10 protein-coding genes and 1 pseudogene are annotated in these 15,352 nt (G+C 72.8%); 5 read left to right on the top strand and 6 right to left on the bottom strand.

Annotated elements, in window-relative coordinates; all coding sequences use genetic code 11:
- Positions 1–54: 54 nt before the first annotated feature.
- From ABZY13_RS20710 to ABZY13_RS20685, 6 genes are all read right to left on the bottom strand, one after another.
- A complete protein-coding gene (locus tag ABZY13_RS20710) occupies positions 55–267 on the bottom strand; it encodes an EF-hand domain-containing protein (protein ID WP_356632756.1) in 213 nt (70 codons plus the stop codon).
- A gap of 82 nt (positions 268–349) precedes the next feature.
- Positions 350–964: an ADP-ribosyltransferase gene (locus ABZY13_RS20705; protein WP_356632754.1), complete on the bottom strand. Its 615-nt coding sequence runs from the start codon at positions 962–964 to the stop codon at positions 350–352.
- 147 nt (positions 965–1,111) lie between these two features.
- Positions 1,112–1,615, bottom strand: a complete 504-nt coding sequence (locus ABZY13_RS20700; protein ID WP_356632752.1) for an ATP-binding protein — start codon at positions 1,613–1,615, stop codon at positions 1,112–1,114.
- A gap of 301 nt (positions 1,616–1,916) precedes the next feature.
- On the bottom strand, positions 1,917–2,684 hold the full coding sequence (locus ABZY13_RS20695) for an enoyl-CoA hydratase-related protein (protein ID WP_356632750.1): 768 nt from the start codon (positions 2,682–2,684) through the stop codon (positions 1,917–1,919).
- Between the two features lie 76 nt (positions 2,685–2,760).
- On the bottom strand, positions 2,761–3,951 hold the full coding sequence (locus tag ABZY13_RS20690; protein ID WP_356632748.1) for an Ig-like domain-containing protein: 1,191 nt from the start codon (positions 3,949–3,951) through the stop codon (positions 2,761–2,763).
- Between the two features lie 350 nt (positions 3,952–4,301).
- Positions 4,302–5,546 carry an Ig-like domain-containing protein gene (locus ABZY13_RS20685; protein ID WP_356632746.1) on the bottom strand — a complete coding sequence of 415 codons (1,245 nt, stop codon included), beginning with the start codon at positions 5,544–5,546 and terminating at the stop codon, positions 4,302–4,304.
- 151 nt (positions 5,547–5,697) lie between these two features.
- On the opposite strand from ABZY13_RS20685, the gene glgX reads away from it, so the two are divergent.
- From glgX to ABZY13_RS20660, 5 genes and pseudogenes are all read left to right on the top strand, one after another.
- A complete protein-coding gene (glgX, locus tag ABZY13_RS20680) occupies positions 5,698–7,983 on the top strand; it encodes a glycogen debranching protein GlgX (RefSeq protein ID WP_356632744.1) in 2,286 nt (761 codons plus the stop codon).
- Between the two features lie 192 nt (positions 7,984–8,175).
- Positions 8,176–10,041, top strand: coding sequence for an ABC transporter transmembrane domain-containing protein (locus ABZY13_RS20675; protein ID WP_356632742.1), 1,866 nt, complete (start codon positions 8,176–8,178; stop codon positions 10,039–10,041).
- Complete coding sequence (locus ABZY13_RS20670; protein WP_356632740.1) at positions 10,038–11,924, top strand: ABC transporter ATP-binding protein; 1,887 nt, start codon at positions 10,038–10,040, stop codon at positions 11,922–11,924. The genes ABZY13_RS20675 and ABZY13_RS20670 overlap by 4 nt, the downstream gene beginning before the upstream one ends.
- Positions 11,925–12,271: 347 nt before the next feature.
- Positions 12,272–14,320: a M4 family metallopeptidase gene (locus ABZY13_RS20665; RefSeq protein WP_356632738.1), complete on the top strand. Its 2,049-nt coding sequence runs from the start codon at positions 12,272–12,274 to the stop codon at positions 14,318–14,320.
- 104 nt (positions 14,321–14,424) lie between these two features.
- Positions 14,425–15,297, top strand: a pseudogene (locus tag ABZY13_RS20660) (IS5 family transposase).
- The last annotated feature ends 55 nt before the right edge of the window (positions 15,298–15,352 follow it).

Below are 15,352 nucleotides of genomic sequence, written 5' to 3'. Positions count from 1 at the left end.
CCGAAGGGGCGTCCACCCGCGCCGACCACGCGGTGGACGCCCCTTCCGGTCGCGTCACTTGTTCAGGTGGGCCCAGAACTCGTCGAACGACAGCACCTTGTCGCCGTTGAGGTCCCGGCTGCCGATGACGGCCTCGGCGACCGCCTCGGTGACGTTCCAGTCGCCCCCCTGCGCCAGAGCGGTCTTGAACTCGGCGGCCGTGATGTAGCCGTCGCCGTCCGTGTCGATCCGCTCGAACTGCTTGCGCGCTTCCTCGATGTCCGCCACCGGTCCGCCCCTCGTCTTTCCCGCTGAATCGTCCTACTGGTCGTACTGACGCAGGTCAGACTAACGGGCGGACCCGGGCGGCTCAGTGCCAGGGCTTGTAGTGCGGGTTGCTCCGGCAGTCGTCCATGATCTCGGTCTTGGTCTGCTTGTCGACCGGGCAGACGCCGATGACGTACTCGCGGGCGACGCCGCCGGGGAAGGCGACCTCGACCTGGTCGGCCCACTTGTGGGTGTCGCCGATCGTCTTGTTGACGTCGATGCCGCCGGGGGCGTCGATGTAGTAGTTGTAGCCCGACTTGTACCAGGTCTTGTACAGGTCGTGGTCGTACGTCGTGGAGACGTACGGCGAGGGCTGGTTGACGAGGACGTACTTCTCGACGTCGTACTGGCCGCCCACGACGTCCTTGGGGTGGAAGCCCTGCTCGAAGATGATCTCGGGGGCGCGGCTGTCGCTGCGGTAGAGGGTGCCGCAGGTCGTGCGCCAGACCGGCTTGGGGGTGATGCGCTCCAGGTCGACGCGGCGGTCGGCGGCGGCCTTGATGCGGTCCTCGAACTGGGGACAGGCCGGGGCGGCCTTGGCGGCGGGCGCCTTGGCCGGGGCGGCGTTCTCGGAGACGGTGGCGGCCGTGGTCGCGAGGACGGCCGCACAGGACAGGGCGGCGGCAGCGGCCCGCCGCCGAAGGCGAGTTGTGATCATGGGACGTACGATCCACGGCACGTGCCCGGCAGTTGCGGACCGTCACCCGTACGACGGCGTGTCCCGCCCGCGGTCCGCACCCCGGCCGCAGCCCGTCACCGGCGCCGAGTCCGGCCGTCCGTCAGCGGTCCGCACCCCGGCCGTCCGTCACCGGTCCGCGACCCGTATCTCGAACCAGGTCGTCTTGCCGCGGGGCAGCAGGTCCACGCCCCACCGGTCCGCGAGCCTGTCCACCAGGAACAGCCCCCGGCCGCTGACGTCCGTCTCCTGGACCGGCATCAGGCAGGGCAGTCCGCGGGAGGGGTCGCGCACCTCGACGCGGATCCAGCCGCGGCGCCGGCGCATCCGCAGGCCGAAGACGCGGGCCCCGGTGTGCCGGACGGCGTTGCCGACCAGCTCGGAGACGAGTAACACCACGTCCTCGGTCATCTTCGGCGACAGTCCCCACTGCCGCAGGACCACCACCTGGGCCAGCCGCCGGGCCGTGCCCGCGGACTCGGGGCGGGACAGTAACGGGACCTCCGCCTCGGCCGGGTTGCCGAACAGCTCCAGGGCCTCGAGCGCCCGCTCGTCCTCGACCGCGGGCGACCAGCGCGCCGCTGTCGTACGACCGCGTCCCTGCGGCTGTTCGCTGCCCTCCAGCCCCGCCATCCCCCCATCATGGCCGCCCGGCGCCGCCTCCGTGGCAGGGTCCGGCGAATACGCCCCCCGGAAGGCAGGGGTCCACGGGAGTCGACCGGCATGTGCCAGGGGCAATGCGGGATCGTTCCCATGGCGCGCGACCTGGGCGGACGGATCGCTCGGCGGCAACTGCGGTCTCCCTCGACACGGCAGGCTTAAGGTTGCCTTAAGGCTTCCACACACCGCCCCATCGAGGGAGCCGGAATCAGACATCGTGGCAACTGCCCGTTCCCCAGAGGGGTTTCGCGTCGCACGCCGGGCCGCGGGAACGTCAGAGGAACTTCGCCTTGCCCGGGCCCTCCTCGACGAAGCTGCGCATACCGCGCTCGCGGTCCTCGGTCGCGAACAGCCCCGCGAACCAGTTGCGCTCGACGGTCAGACCGGTGTCGATGTCCGTCTCCAGGCCCGCGTCGATGGACTCCTTCGCGGCGCGCAGCGCGAGCGCCGGGCCCTGGGCCAGCTTCGCCGCCCAGGCGTGCGCGGTGTCGTACACCTCGGCCGCCGGGACGACCCGGTCGACCAGGCCGAGGGCGAGCGCCTCGTCGGCCTTGACCATGCGGCCGGTGAAGATGAGGTCCTTCGCCTTCGACGGGCCGATCAGCCGGGACAGCCGCTGGGTGCCGCCCGCGCCGGGGATCAGGCCGAGCAGGATCTCCGGCTGGCCGAGCTTGGCGTTGTCCGCGGCGATCCGGAAGTCCGCGCACAGCGCCAGTTCGCAGCCGCCGCCCAGCGCGTAGCCGGTGACGGCGGCGACGACGGGCTTGGGGATGCGGGCGACGGCGGTGAAGGAGTCCTGGAGGGCGCGGGCGCGCAGGACCATGGCGGTGTGGTCCATGGCCTGCATCTCCTTGATGTCCGCGCCCGCCGCGAACACCTTCTCGCCGCCGTACAGGACCACGGCGCGCACGTCGTCGCGGCGCGCGGCCTCCTCGGCGAGTTCCTTGAGCCGGTCCTGGGTGGCGACGTCCAGCGCGTTCATCGGCGGACGGTCGAGGCGGAGCGTGCCGACGCCTTCGGCTACTTCGAGATTCACGGTCATGCAGGCAGGTTAACGGCCACTAACGACAACGGGCCCGGTGCGGTCGGTCACACCGGGCCCGTCGTACGCGCGGACGTTACGCCTTCCACTCCTCCCACGGCATGTTCCAGCCGTTGAGGCCGTTGTCCGGGGCGACCGTGGCGTCGTTGGAGTTCTTCACGACCACGACGTCGCCGATCATCGAGTTGTCGAAGAACCAGTGGGCCGGGGCGCTCTCGTCCCAGCCGCCGCGCACGTCGCGCAGGCCGACGCAGCCGTGGCTGACGTTGCGGTTGCCGAAGGCGTCGCCGCCCCAGTAGTTGCCGTGCAGGAAGGTGCCGGAGGTGGTCAGGCGCATGGCGTGCGGGACGTCCTTGATGTCGTACTCGCCGCCGTAGCCGACCGTGTCGCCGTTCATCCGGGTCACCGCGAGCTTCTCGCTGATGACCATCTGGCCGTTCCAGGTGTCGTAGCCCGGGGCGCCGGTGGTGACCGGGATGGTCTTGAACAGCTTGCCGTCCCGCATGACCTTCATGGTGAGCTTCTTGGCGTCGACGACGGAGACCTGGCTGCGGCCGACGGTGAAGGAGACGGTCTTGGCCTGCTGGCCGTACACGCCGGGCCTGCCCTCGACGCCGTCGAGGTTGAGGCGGACGGTGACCTCGGTGCCGGGCTTCCAGTACTCCTCGGGCCGGAAGTCGAGGCGGTCGTTGCCGAACCAGTGGCCCTCGACGTCGACGGGCGGCTCGGTCTTGATCTCGATGGCCTTCTCGACCTCGTCCGGGTTGGTGATGCCCCGGGTGAAGCGGAGGGAGAACAGCATGCCGACGCCGACCTTGGAGCCGTCCTCGGGGGTGAAGGTCCCGATGAACGTGTTCTGCGGCGTCAGGGTGGTGAAGTCGGAGTCCTCGGCGGCCTCGCGGCCGGCGGAGTCCTCGGCGACCGCGTGCACCCGGTACTGGGTGGACGCGGCGAGGTGGCTGGACGGCGTCCAGGTGGCGCCGTCCCCGGATATCTCCCCGTCGACCTCGTTGCCCTTGGCGTCCTTGACGACGACCTCGGTCAGCCGGCCCTTGGCGGCGGTCACCTTCAGCGCGCCGCTGGTGTCGACGGCCTCGGCGCCGTCCTTCGGGGTGATGGTGACGGCCGCCTCGGACTGACCGCCCTGCGCGGTGGCCGCCGCCTTGTCCTTGCGCTTGCCCTTGCCGCCCCCGGAGCCGGACCCGGACTCCGGGCCGCCGCACGCCGCGACGGCGAGCAGCAGCACGCCGGCCAGCAGGGCCGGCACCCCCCGGCGCGCCCGCGCACGCCCTCCGCGCGCGTCAACCGACGCCCCCCGTATCGGTCCCACGTTCACTGTGTTCTCCCTCCGCGGGCCCTCGTCCGGACCCGGCGGGACCCCGTCGGGTCCCGCGCCCCCGCGCGTTTCGTGCGCGCTCGGCGCATATTAACCAGATGGTCAGCACGGTGAACGCCGCGGTTTTGTCACCGTTCAGTCCCAACCGGCCCCTCTCCTGCGCCGGGCACGGCTCACTCCCGACCGGACCGCGTCCGGACCCTCGGCCCGGCCGGCGCCGTTCGGTCCCGACCGGCCCGCTCCCGGACCCGCCCCCGGCCCGGACTCCCCCCGCAGTGCGGTCACTTCACGACGCTGCCCGCCTTCCACTCCTCCCAGCCCATGTTCCAGCCGCCGAGCCCGTTGTCCGGCGCGACTTCCCGGTCGTCGCTGTTGACCACCTCGACCACGTCCCCGACGAGGCTGCGGTCGAAGAACCAGCCGGCCGGGGTGCCGGGGCCGCCGCCCTTCACGTCGCGCAGCCCGACGCAGCCGTGGCTGACGTTGGCGTTGCCGAAGACGTCGGCGTCCGCCCAGTAGTTGCCGTGCAGGAAGGTGCCGGAGGCGGTGAGCCGCATGGCGTGCGGGACGTCCGGGATGTCGTACTCGCTCTTGCCGTCGGCCTTGCGGAAGCCGACCGTGGCGCCGTTCATCCGGGTCAGCTCCAGCATCTCGGTGACCACCATCCTGCCGTTGTACGTGGTCGTCTCCGGCGCTCCCGCGGTGATCGGGACGGTGCCGAGGAGGACGCCGTCGCGGCGGACCTCCATGGTGTGGGCGGCGGCGTCGACCCGGGAGACCTGGCTGCGGCCGACGGTGAAGGAGAGCGTGCGGTGCTGGAGGCCGTAGACGCCGGGCGCGCCCTCGACGTCGCGCAGGCGCAGGGCGACGGTGACGCGGGTGCCGGGCTTCCAGTACTCCTCGGGGCGGAAGTCGAGGCGGTCGTCGCCGAACCAGTGGGGGCGGACCTCGACGGGGGGCCTGGCGGTGACGTGGACGGCGCGCTCCACGGCGGCGCGGTTCTCGATCGCGCGGTTGAACCGGAGGGAGACGATCATCCCGGTGCCGACCGTGGCACGGTTGTCGGGGGTGACATAGCCGATGAAGCGTTCCTCCGGCACGAACGTGGTGAAGGTGGTGTGCCGGGCGGAGCGGCGGCCCTGGGCGTCGACGGCGACCGCGTGGACGCGGTACTCGGCGGCGAGCGCGAGCCGGGGTTCGTCGGGCGTCCAGCTGCGGCCGTCGCGGGAGATGCGGCCGGGCACCGGGGTCCTGCGGGCGTCCTGGGAGCGGACGACCTCGACGGACTCCAGGCGTCCCGTCGCGGCCCGCACGCGCAGGGGTGCGCCCGGGCGCACGCCGGTGCTGCCGTCCCCCGGGACGACGCGGACGGCGTCCTTCGCGGACGGGGGTTTGCCCGGGGCGCCGGGGCTCGCGCCCGTGCCGTCAAAAGTGCAGCCGGTGGCCCCGGCGAGCAGTGCTGTCCATGTCAGTACGGCGGCCAGCGCGGCCCTCGCGCGTCGCGCGCGCCCATGTACGTGCCTCACAGACGTCTTCAACGAGGGCCCCGCCCTGGGGAAACGTGAGTGCGAGGCGTGCTCTGGGCAGAACAGTGGGGAGGACGACGGAGGAGCGCCCCGGTCGGGACGCCTGGGCGCCCCGCCCCGACGCGTTCCGTGAGCCGTGGGAGGCCGACAGGTGTCCAGCGCAGCCGAGCAGGAGGCGGTGGCGGCGGCGCACGCCACCGGACAGGGGCGCCCGGCCGCCGCGCTGAACGGCGCCACGCGGGCCGTCGCGCCCGAGCGCGCCGCGGCGCCGGGTGCCGTACCGGTGTGGCCGGGCGCGCCGACGCCGCTCGGCGCCCGGTTCCGGGTCGGCCCGGACGGGGTGGCGGGAACCAACTTCGCGCTGTGGGCGGGCGGGGCGGAGGCCGTCGAGCTGTGTCTGTTCGACGAGGACGGCCGGGAGGTCCGCGAGCGGCGGCTGCGGCTGACCGAGCTGACGCACGAGATCTGGCACGGCTTCGTGCCCGGGGTGCTGCCCGGCCAGCGGTACGGCTACCGGGTGCACGGCCGCTGGGACCCGTGGACCGGCGGCCGCTGGAACCCGGCGAAGCTGCTCCTCGACCCGTACGCGCGCGCGGTGGACGGCGAGTTCCGGCTGCCGCCCGAGGTGTACGGGCACGTCCGCGACTGGCCGCAGCAGCAGGTCGCGGACACCGTGCGCGACGACCGGGACTCCGCGCCGTACGTCCCCAAGGGCGTCGTGGTGCACGACGACGCGCCGGGCGACGAGTGGATGGACGACCGGCGGCCGAAGACGCCCTGGGCGGACTCGGTCATCTACGAGCTGCACGTCCGCGGCTTCACCCGGCTGCACCCGGGCGTGCCCGAGGAGCTGCGCGGCACCTACGCGGGCCTCGGGCACCCGGCGGCCGTGGAGCACCTCACCAGGCTGGGCGTCACGGCCGTGGAGCTGCTGCCCGTGCACCAGTTCGCGCACGAGGACCACCTGCTGCGCCGGGGGCTGCGCAACTACTGGGGCTACAACTCCATCGGCTACTTCGCCCCGCACGCCGCGTACGCCGCCTCCGGCACACGCGGGCAGCAGGTGGGCGAGTTCAAGGAGATGGTGCGCGCCCTGCACGCGGCCGGGATCGAGGTCGTCCTCGACGTCGTCTACAACCACACCGCGGAGGCCGGCGAGCTGGGCCCGACGCTGTCGCTGAAGGGCATCGACAACCGCGGCTACTACCGGCTCCAGCCCGACGCGCGCCGGTACGCCGACTACACCGGCTGCGGCAACACCCTGCACGTCGTCCAGCCGCACGTCCTGCGGCTGATCACGGACTCGCTGCGCTACTGGGTGACCGAGATGGGCGTGGACGGCTTCCGCTTCGACCTGGCGGCGGCGCTGGCCCGCTCGATGCACGACGTCGACATGCTCTCCCCGTTCCTCGCCGTCATCGCCCAGGACCCGGTGCTGCGGCGGGTGAAGCTGATCGCCGAGCCCTGGGACATCGGCTCGGGCGGCTACCAGGTGGGGGCGTTCCCGCCGCTGTGGACGGAGTGGAACGACCGGTACCGCAACGCCGTGCGGGACTTCTGGCGGCACGCGCTGCCCGACGTGCGGGAGATGGGCTACCGGCTGTCCGGCTCCAGCGACCTGTACGCCTGGGGCGGGCGGCGGCCGTACGCCTCCGTCAACTACGTCACCGCGCACGACGGTTTCACCCTGCGGGACCTGGTGTCGTACGAACGCAAGCACAACGAGGCCAACGGCGAGGGCAACCGGGACGGCTCCGACGACAACCGGTCCTGGAACTGCGGCGCCGAGGGCGAGACCGACGACCCGGGCATCCTGGCGCTGCGCCGGCGCCAGCTGCGCAACCTGCTGACCACGCTGCTGCTGTCCACGGGCGTGCCGATGCTGGTGGCGGGCGACGAGATGGGGCGCACCCAGGACGGCAACAACAACGCCTACTGCCAGGACAACGAGACCGGCTGGGTGGACTGGGGGCTGCTCGCCGACCCCGGCTGGCAGGCCCTGTTCGACCTGGCCTCGCGGCTGATCGCGCTGCGCCACCGGCATCCGGTGCTGCGGCGGCGGGCGTTCTTCTCGGGGCGGGCGCACTCGGCGGACGGGCTGCGGGACCTGGCCTGGTTCACCGCGCGGGGCACGGAGATGACGGAGGGCGACTGGTACGCGCCCGCGGCGACGCTCGGCATGTATCTGTCCGGGCGGGACATTCCGGGCCGGGACGAGCGGGGGGCACAGGTCGTGGACGACAGCTTCCTCGCCGTGCTGCACGCCGGCGAGGACCCGGTGCGGTTCGTGCTGCCGGGGCCGCCGTGGGCCGAGCGGTACGAGGTGGTCGTCGACACCGGCCGGGAGGACCAGGCCGGCGCGCCGGGCGTGGAGCACGCGGCGGGGACGGAGATCACGGTGCCGGCACGGACGGTGCTGCTGCTGCGGGTCGCCTGACCTGCGGGCGAGCGGCGCGCCTTCCGCCGTACGCGGCGCCTTCCGCCGTACGCGGCGCCTTCCGCCGTCGCGGCGACCCGCGGCGGTCGTGTGTGCGCCGGTCGCCGTCGGAGGCGGTCGCCGTCCGAGCCGGTCGCGGTCCGGCGGAAACTCGGTGGGCAGTGTCAGTGGCAATCCGTAGGCTCGCTGCTGATGTCGACTCAAGCTGCCCCCACCGCCGAGCCGTCGGAACCGCACGACGAACGCGGCGCACAGCCGTCCGGACAACCCTCCGGCCGGCCCTCCGAGCAGCCGTCCGGGCAGCGGTCCGCCGTGCGGTCGCTCCTGCGGCTGTGGCCGTACGTGCGTCCCGTACGGGCCCGGCTGTTCACCGCCGCGTTCGTCGCCGTCGTCGCCTCCTGCGTCGGCCTGGTCATCCCGCTCGTGCTGAAGTGGCTGGTGGACGGGCCGGTCGCCGACCGCGACCCGGCGGGGGTGTGGCTCGGGGCGCTGTACCTGCTGCTGCTCGGGCTGGCGGAGGCGCTGCTGTTCGGGCTGCGGCGGTGGCTGGTGGCACGGCCGCTGGCGGGCGTCGAGGCGGCGATGCGGGCCGATCTGTACCGGCATCTGCAGCGGCTGCCGATCGCCTTCCACGACCGGTGGCCCTCGGGGCAGCTGCTGTCGCGCGGCACGACCGATCTGATGCTGCTGCGGATGTTCCTGGCGTTCCCGCTGACCTTCCTGCTCGTCAACTCGGTGACGATCCTCGTCGGTGTGGTCATCATGCTGATGCAGGACTGGACGCTGGGGCTGGTGATCCTCGGTCCCGTGGTGCCGGTGATCATCACCTGCCTGGTGTTCGAGAAGCGGTACGCCGGGGCGGCGCGGCGGGCGCAGGACCAGTCGGGCGACCTGACGACGGTCGTCGAGGAGAGCGTCCTCGGCGTCCGCGTCATCAAGGGGTTCGGGCGGCACCGGAGCCAGGCGCGGGCGTTCCGCGAGCTGTCCGGCACGCTGCGCGGCACCGAGCTGCACAAGGCCCGGCTGCTGGCGTCAATCCTCGCCGTCATCATGACGCTGCCCGAGGTGGCGATCGGGGTGGCGCTGGTGCTGGGCGTGATGCGGGTCGCCGACGGCGACCTGTCGGCGGGCACGCTGGTCGCCTTCCTGTCGACGGCGCTGGCGCTGCGCTGGCCGGTGGACTCCATCGGCTTCCTGCTGGCGATGAGTCAGGAGGCGGCGACCGCGACCGAGCGGTACTTCGAGGTGCTGGACGCCGAGCCGGAGCCGGACACCGTCAAGCCCGCGAAGACATCGTCCGCGCCCGGGCGCGGCCTGCGCTTCCACGACGTCACCTTCCGCTACCCCGACGCCCCGCCGGACTCCCCGCCCGTCCTGGACCGGGTCGACCTGCACATCCGCCCCGGCGAGTCGATGGCCCTGGTCGGCTCGACCGGCAGCGGCAAGACCACCCTCACCGCGCTCGTCCCCCGGCTGCACGAGGTGACCTCCGGCCGCATCACCCTCGACGGCGTCGACATCGCCGCCATGTCCCGCGAGGAACTGCGCGCCAAGGTCGCCGTCGCCTTCGAGGAACCCACCCTGTTCTCCGCGAGCGTCGGGGAGAACGTCCTGATGGGCGCCCCCGACGGGGCCGGGGCGGCGGAGCTGGAGCGCGCCCTCGCCGTCGCGCAGGCCGGTTTCGTGCACGCGCTGCCGCAGGGCGCGGACACCCAGGTCGGCGAGCAGGGGCTGAGCCTGTCCGGCGGGCAGCGCCAACGGCTCGCGCTGGCCCGCGCGGTCGTGGGCCGGCCCGACTTCCTGGTGCTGGACGACCCGCTGTCCGCGCTGGACGTGCACACCGAGGCGGCCGTGGAGGCCGCGCTGCGGGAGGTCCTCGCGGACACCACCGCGCTCATCGTGGCGCACCGTCCGTCGACGGTGCTGCTCGCCGACCGGGTCGCCCTGCTGTCCGGCGGCCGGATCACCGCCGTCGGCACCCACCACGAACTGCTGCGCACCCACCCCGAGTACGCGCATCTGATGTCCGGAGCACATCAGCAGGAGGCTGCCCGATGACCGCGTCGACCCCCACGTCGACCTCCGCGTCCGCGCCCTCCGGCCAGTCCCCCGGCGGCGAACCCCCCGCCGGACGGCCGGACCCCGGCGCCGGGGACGCCTTCGACCAGGACCGCCTGCCCAGCCCGCCGGGCGCCACCCGGGCACTGCTGGGCTCCCTGCTCGCGCCGATGCGGGCCCGTGTCGCCCTCACCGCGCTCCTGCTGCTGCTCCAGCAGTCGGCGGTGCAGGCGGGCCCGCTGTTGGTCGCGTACGCCATCGACCACGCGGTGCCGGCGTTCCGCGACCACGACCGAGGGCCGCTGATCGCGGTGGCGGTCGGCTATCTGGCGTGCGCGGCGGCCTCCGGGCTGTTCCAGTACGCCTTCGTGGTCACCGCCGCCCGGGTCAGCCAGGACGTGCTGCTGGACCTGCGCGGCCGGATCTTCCGGCACGCCCAGGCGCTGAGCGTCGACTTCCACGAGCGGTACACCTCGGGCCGGCTGATCTCCCGCGCCACCACGGACGTGGAGTCGCTGCGCGAGCTGCTGGAGGAGGGCCTGCAGGAGCTGGTGACGGTCGTGCTGTCGTGCGTGTACGTCGCCGTGATCCTGCTCTGGCTCGACCTCGGCCTCGGCGCGGTGGCGGTCGCCTCGTTCGTGCCGCTGTGGTCGCTGGTGCAGCTGTACCGGCGGCGGGCGCAGCGCGTCTACCGGGTGCGGTCGACGGCGATCGCGGCGGTGATCGTGAAGTTCGTGGAGACGATGAACGGCATCCGGCCGGTGCGGGCCTTCCGCCGGGAGGCCGTCAACGACGCCGAGTTCCGGGTGCTGAACCGGCGCCACGAGCGCACCAACGGCGACGCGCTGCTGGAGATGGCCCGCTATGTCGTGGGCTCGCGCATCGTCGGCAACACGGCCGTGGCGCTGATGGTGCTGTGGGGCGCGTACCGGGTGGCGGACGAGACGCTGGCACTGGGCGTGCTGGCGGCCTCGGTGCTGTACCTGCGGCGCATGTACGACCCGATCGACCGGTTCGGCATGTTCCTCAACTCCTACCAGTCGGCGGCGGCCTCGCTGGAGAAGATCGCCGGCCTGCTCGCCCAGACCCCGTCCGTGCCGGAGCCGCGGACGCCGCGCGAGCTGCCGCCGCCGAAGTCCGAGCATCCCGGCCGCGAGGTCGTCTTCGACGCGGTCCGCTTCGCCTACCGCACCGGCGGGGAGGTGCTGCCCCGCTTCGACCTGACGATCCCCGCCGGGCAGACCGTCGCCGTCGTCGGCTCCACCGGCGCCGGCAAGTCGACGCTGGCCAAGCTGCTCGCCCGGTTCTACGACCCCACCGGGGGCCGGGTGCTGCTCGACGGGGTCGACCTGCGCGACCTGGCGACGCCCGAACTGCGGCGCGGGGTGGTGATGGTGACGCAGGAGTCGTTCCTGTTCTCCGGCACGGTCGCGGAGAACATCGCCATTGGGCGGCCGGACGCGGGCCGGGAGGAGATCGAGGCGGCGGCGAAGGCGCTGGGCGCGCACGACTTCATCAGCGCCCTGCCCGACGGCTACGACACGGACGTGCGCAAGCGGGGCGGCCGGATCTCCGCCGGTCAGCGGCAGCTGGTGGCGTTCGCGCGGGCGCTGCTCGCCGATCCGGCGGTGCTGATCCTGGACGAGGCGACCAGTTCGCTGGACGTGCCGGGCGAGCGGGCGGTGCAGCGGGCGATGGCGACGGTGCTCAGGGGCCGCACGGCGGTGGTCATCGCCCACCGGCTGTCCACGGTGGAGATCGCGGACCGGGTGCTGGTGATGGAGCGCGGCCGGATCGTGGAGGACGGCACGCCCGCCGAGCTCATCGCCGGGAAGGGCCGGTTCTCGGGCCTGCACAAGGCGTGGCGGGACAGCCTGGCGTGACCGGCGTGCGCGGGGGACCCCGGCACGCGCGACCGCCGCGGCCGGGGGCCGGCGCCTGTGCACGATCCACCCGACGGCCGGCCAAAGCGTTCGCATATCGAACGTGAACGCCCGGACAACGAACGATTTCCGGCCAACTTGTTGACGCGCTCCTGACAGGAACGGGCGTTCCCTGCCACGCTTCCCACGGCCCGCGCACAGCAAGAACCCCACGACGAACCCCACCGCTGCGCCAGGGCCGTCGCACCCTCGGCACCCGCATCCCCCCACGGCTGTGCCCGGACGGACCACCCCCCGTCCGGTCTCCCCCGGCCGCGCGACCCGCGGTCACGCAGAAGGAGTCAGTGTTGAGAGACAGGTCCTCCCACAGACGCACCTCCCACACCCCGCACCGCCGCGCCGCCGCCGTCGCCCTCGCCGGCGTCGTCGCCCTGATCGCCACGGCCGTCCAGTCGGGCGCCGCCACCGCCGCCACCGAGCAGGCCCCCGCCGCCGCGGGCCAGGCCGACCCGGGCGCCGTCCCGGTCAGGCTCAGCCCCGCCGAACGCGCCGCACTCCTGCGCGCGGCGGACGCCGACAAGGCCGCCACCGCCGCCGAACTCGGCCTCGGAGCCCGGGAGAAGCTCGTCGTGCGGGACGTCGTCAAGGACGCCGACGGCACCCTGCACACCCGCTACGAGCGCACCTACGCCGGACTGCCCGTCCTCGGCGGCGACCTGATCGTCCAGACCGCGAAGGACGGCGCCACCGAGCGCGTCACCCGGGCCACCCGCGCCGCCGTGAAGGTGCCCTCCCTCAGCCCGAAGGTCGCCGCCGACCGGGCGGAGCGCCAGGCCCTCGGCGCCGCGAAGGCCGAGGACGCCGAGAGCCCCGACGTCGAGCGCGCCCCGCGCAAGGTGGTCTGGGCCGCGACCGGCGAACCGGTCCTCGCCTACGAGACCGTCGTCGGCGGCTTCCAGCACGACGGCACCCCGCAGGAGCTGCACGTTCTCACCGACGCCACCACCGGCGAGAAGCTGTACGAGTGGGAGGCCGTCGCGACCGGCACCGGCCACACCGTCTACAGCGGCACGGTCCCGCTCACCACGACCCAGTCCGGGTCGACGTACACCCTCACCGACGGGGCGCGCGGCAACCACCGCACGTACAACCTGAACCGCGGCACCTCCGGCACCGGCACCCTGTTCTCCGGCGCCGACGACGTCTGGGGCAACGGCACGCCGTCGAACCTGGAGTCGGCCGCCGCGGACGCCCACTACGGCGCCGCGCTGACGTGGGACTACTACAAGAACGTGCACGGCCGCAGCGGCATCCGCGGCGACGGCGTCGCCGCCTACTCGCGCGTCCACTACGGCAACAACTACGTCAACGCGTTCTGGTCCGACAGCTGCTTCTGCATGACCTACGGCGACGGGTCGGGCAACGCCAACCCGCTCACCTCCATCGACGTCGCCGCGCACGAGATGACGCACGGCCTGACGTCGGCGACCGCGGGCCTCGTCTACAGCGGCGAGTCCGGCGGCCTGAACGAGGCGACCTCCGACATCCTCGGCGCGGCCGTCGAGTTCTACGCCAACAACCCCTCCGACGTCGGCGACTACCTAATCGGCGAGGAGATCAACATCAACGGCGACGGCACGCCGCTGCGCTACATGGACCGGCCGAGCCGGGACGGATCGTCCAAGGACAGCTGGTACTCGGGCATCGGCTCGATCGACGTGCACTACTCGTCGGGCCCGGCGAACCACTTCTTCTACCTGCTGAGCGAGGGCAGCGGCGCCAAGACCGTCAACGGCGTCGGCTACGACTCGCCGACCGCGGACGGGCTGCCGGTCACCGGCATCGGCCGGGCCAAGGCGGAGCAGATCTGGTTCAAGGCGCTCACCACGAAGTTCACCTCGAACACCAACTACGCGGGCGCCCGCACCGGCACCCTGGCGGTCGCCGGCGAGCTGTACGGCACGGCGAGCGCCGAGTACAAGGCGGTGCAGGACGCGTGGGCGGGCGTCGCGGTCGGCTCCCGCTCCGACGGCGGCGGAGGCGGCGGCACGTCGTTCGAGTCCACCACCGACGTGGCGATCCCGGACAACGGCGCGGCCGTGACGTCCTCGATCGCGGTGACCGGCCGGGCCGGCAACGCGCCGTCCAACCTCCAGGTGACGGTCGACATCATCCACACCTGGCGCGGCGACCTGGTGGTCGACCTGCTCGCCCCGGACGGAACGGCGTACCGCCTGAAGAGCTTCAGCTCCTCCGACTCGGCGGACAACGTCAAGGCCACGTACACGGTCAACGCCTCCTCCGAGGTCGCCAACGGCACCTGGCGGCTGCGGGTCCAGGACCAGGCGGCGCAGGACACCGGCTACATCAGCGGCTGGAAGCTGACGTTCCCGTAGACGGCCGGCCCCAGGCAGCGGCGGCGCCCGGCGGTTCGGAAACCGCCGGGCGCCGCCCAGGGCCTGTTGCGAAAGTGGATCTTGTTCGTCGATGATCACATGTCGTGGGACGTGGGGATCTGACGAATGGCGTGGGCCCGGCTTGAGCCGCTGCTGCCGCAGGGCATCAAGCCAGGTCGTCCGCAGGTGTGGACGCGGCGGCAGCTGATAGACGGCTTACGGTGGCGGACCCGGACCGGTGCCCCCTGGCGTGACGTGCCGGAACGCTACGGGCCCTGGGACCGGGTCTACGACCTGTTCCGCCGCTGGCAGCGGGACGGCACCTGGGCGAGGATCCTCACCCAGCTTCAGGCCGAGGCCGATGCGAAAGGCCTGATCACCTGGGACGTGAACGTCGACTCCACCGTCTGCCGGGCCCATCAGCACGCCGCCGGAGCGGCGAAAAGGGGGACCTCCAGAAGGAACCGCCCGGCGGCGTCTTCGTCGAGCCGGCCGACCACGGCCTCGGACGATCCCGCGGCGGACTGACCAGCAAGATCCACCTCGCGGTCGAGCAAGGCCAGAAGCCCTTGTCCGTCGTGATCACGGCCGGGCAGCGGGGCGATTCCCCGCAGTTCGAAGCGGTCCTGGAAGCCATCCGGGTGCCGAGGCTGGGACGTGGCAGGCCGCGCAAGCGGCCGGACCGGGTGCGCGCCGACAAGGCGTACGACTCTCGCAGCAACCGCTCCTACCTGCACAGACGTGGGATCAAGGCCACGATCCCGGTCCCGGCAGACCGTGTCCGCAACCGGCTCAAGCGCGGATCGCGTGGCGGGCGACCGCCGACGTTCGACAAGGACGACTACAAACAGCGGCACGCGGTCGAGTGCGGGATCAACCGGCTCAAGCGCCACCGGGCCGTCGCCACGCGGTACGACAAACTCGACGTCCGCTACGAGGCAACCGTGCTGGTCGCAGCCATCAACGAGTGGCTGTGACCAGCACTTTCACAACACGCCCCAGGCGGCGGCACAAGAACGTCAGACAGGGGCG

It is taken from the genome of Streptomyces sp. NPDC006610 (genome assembly GCF_040611575.1).
Lineage (GTDB): Bacteria > Actinomycetota > Actinomycetes > Streptomycetales > Streptomycetaceae > Streptomyces.
Note: the sequence above shows the minus strand (reverse complement) of the source record. Positions and strands in the feature narration are given on the sequence as shown.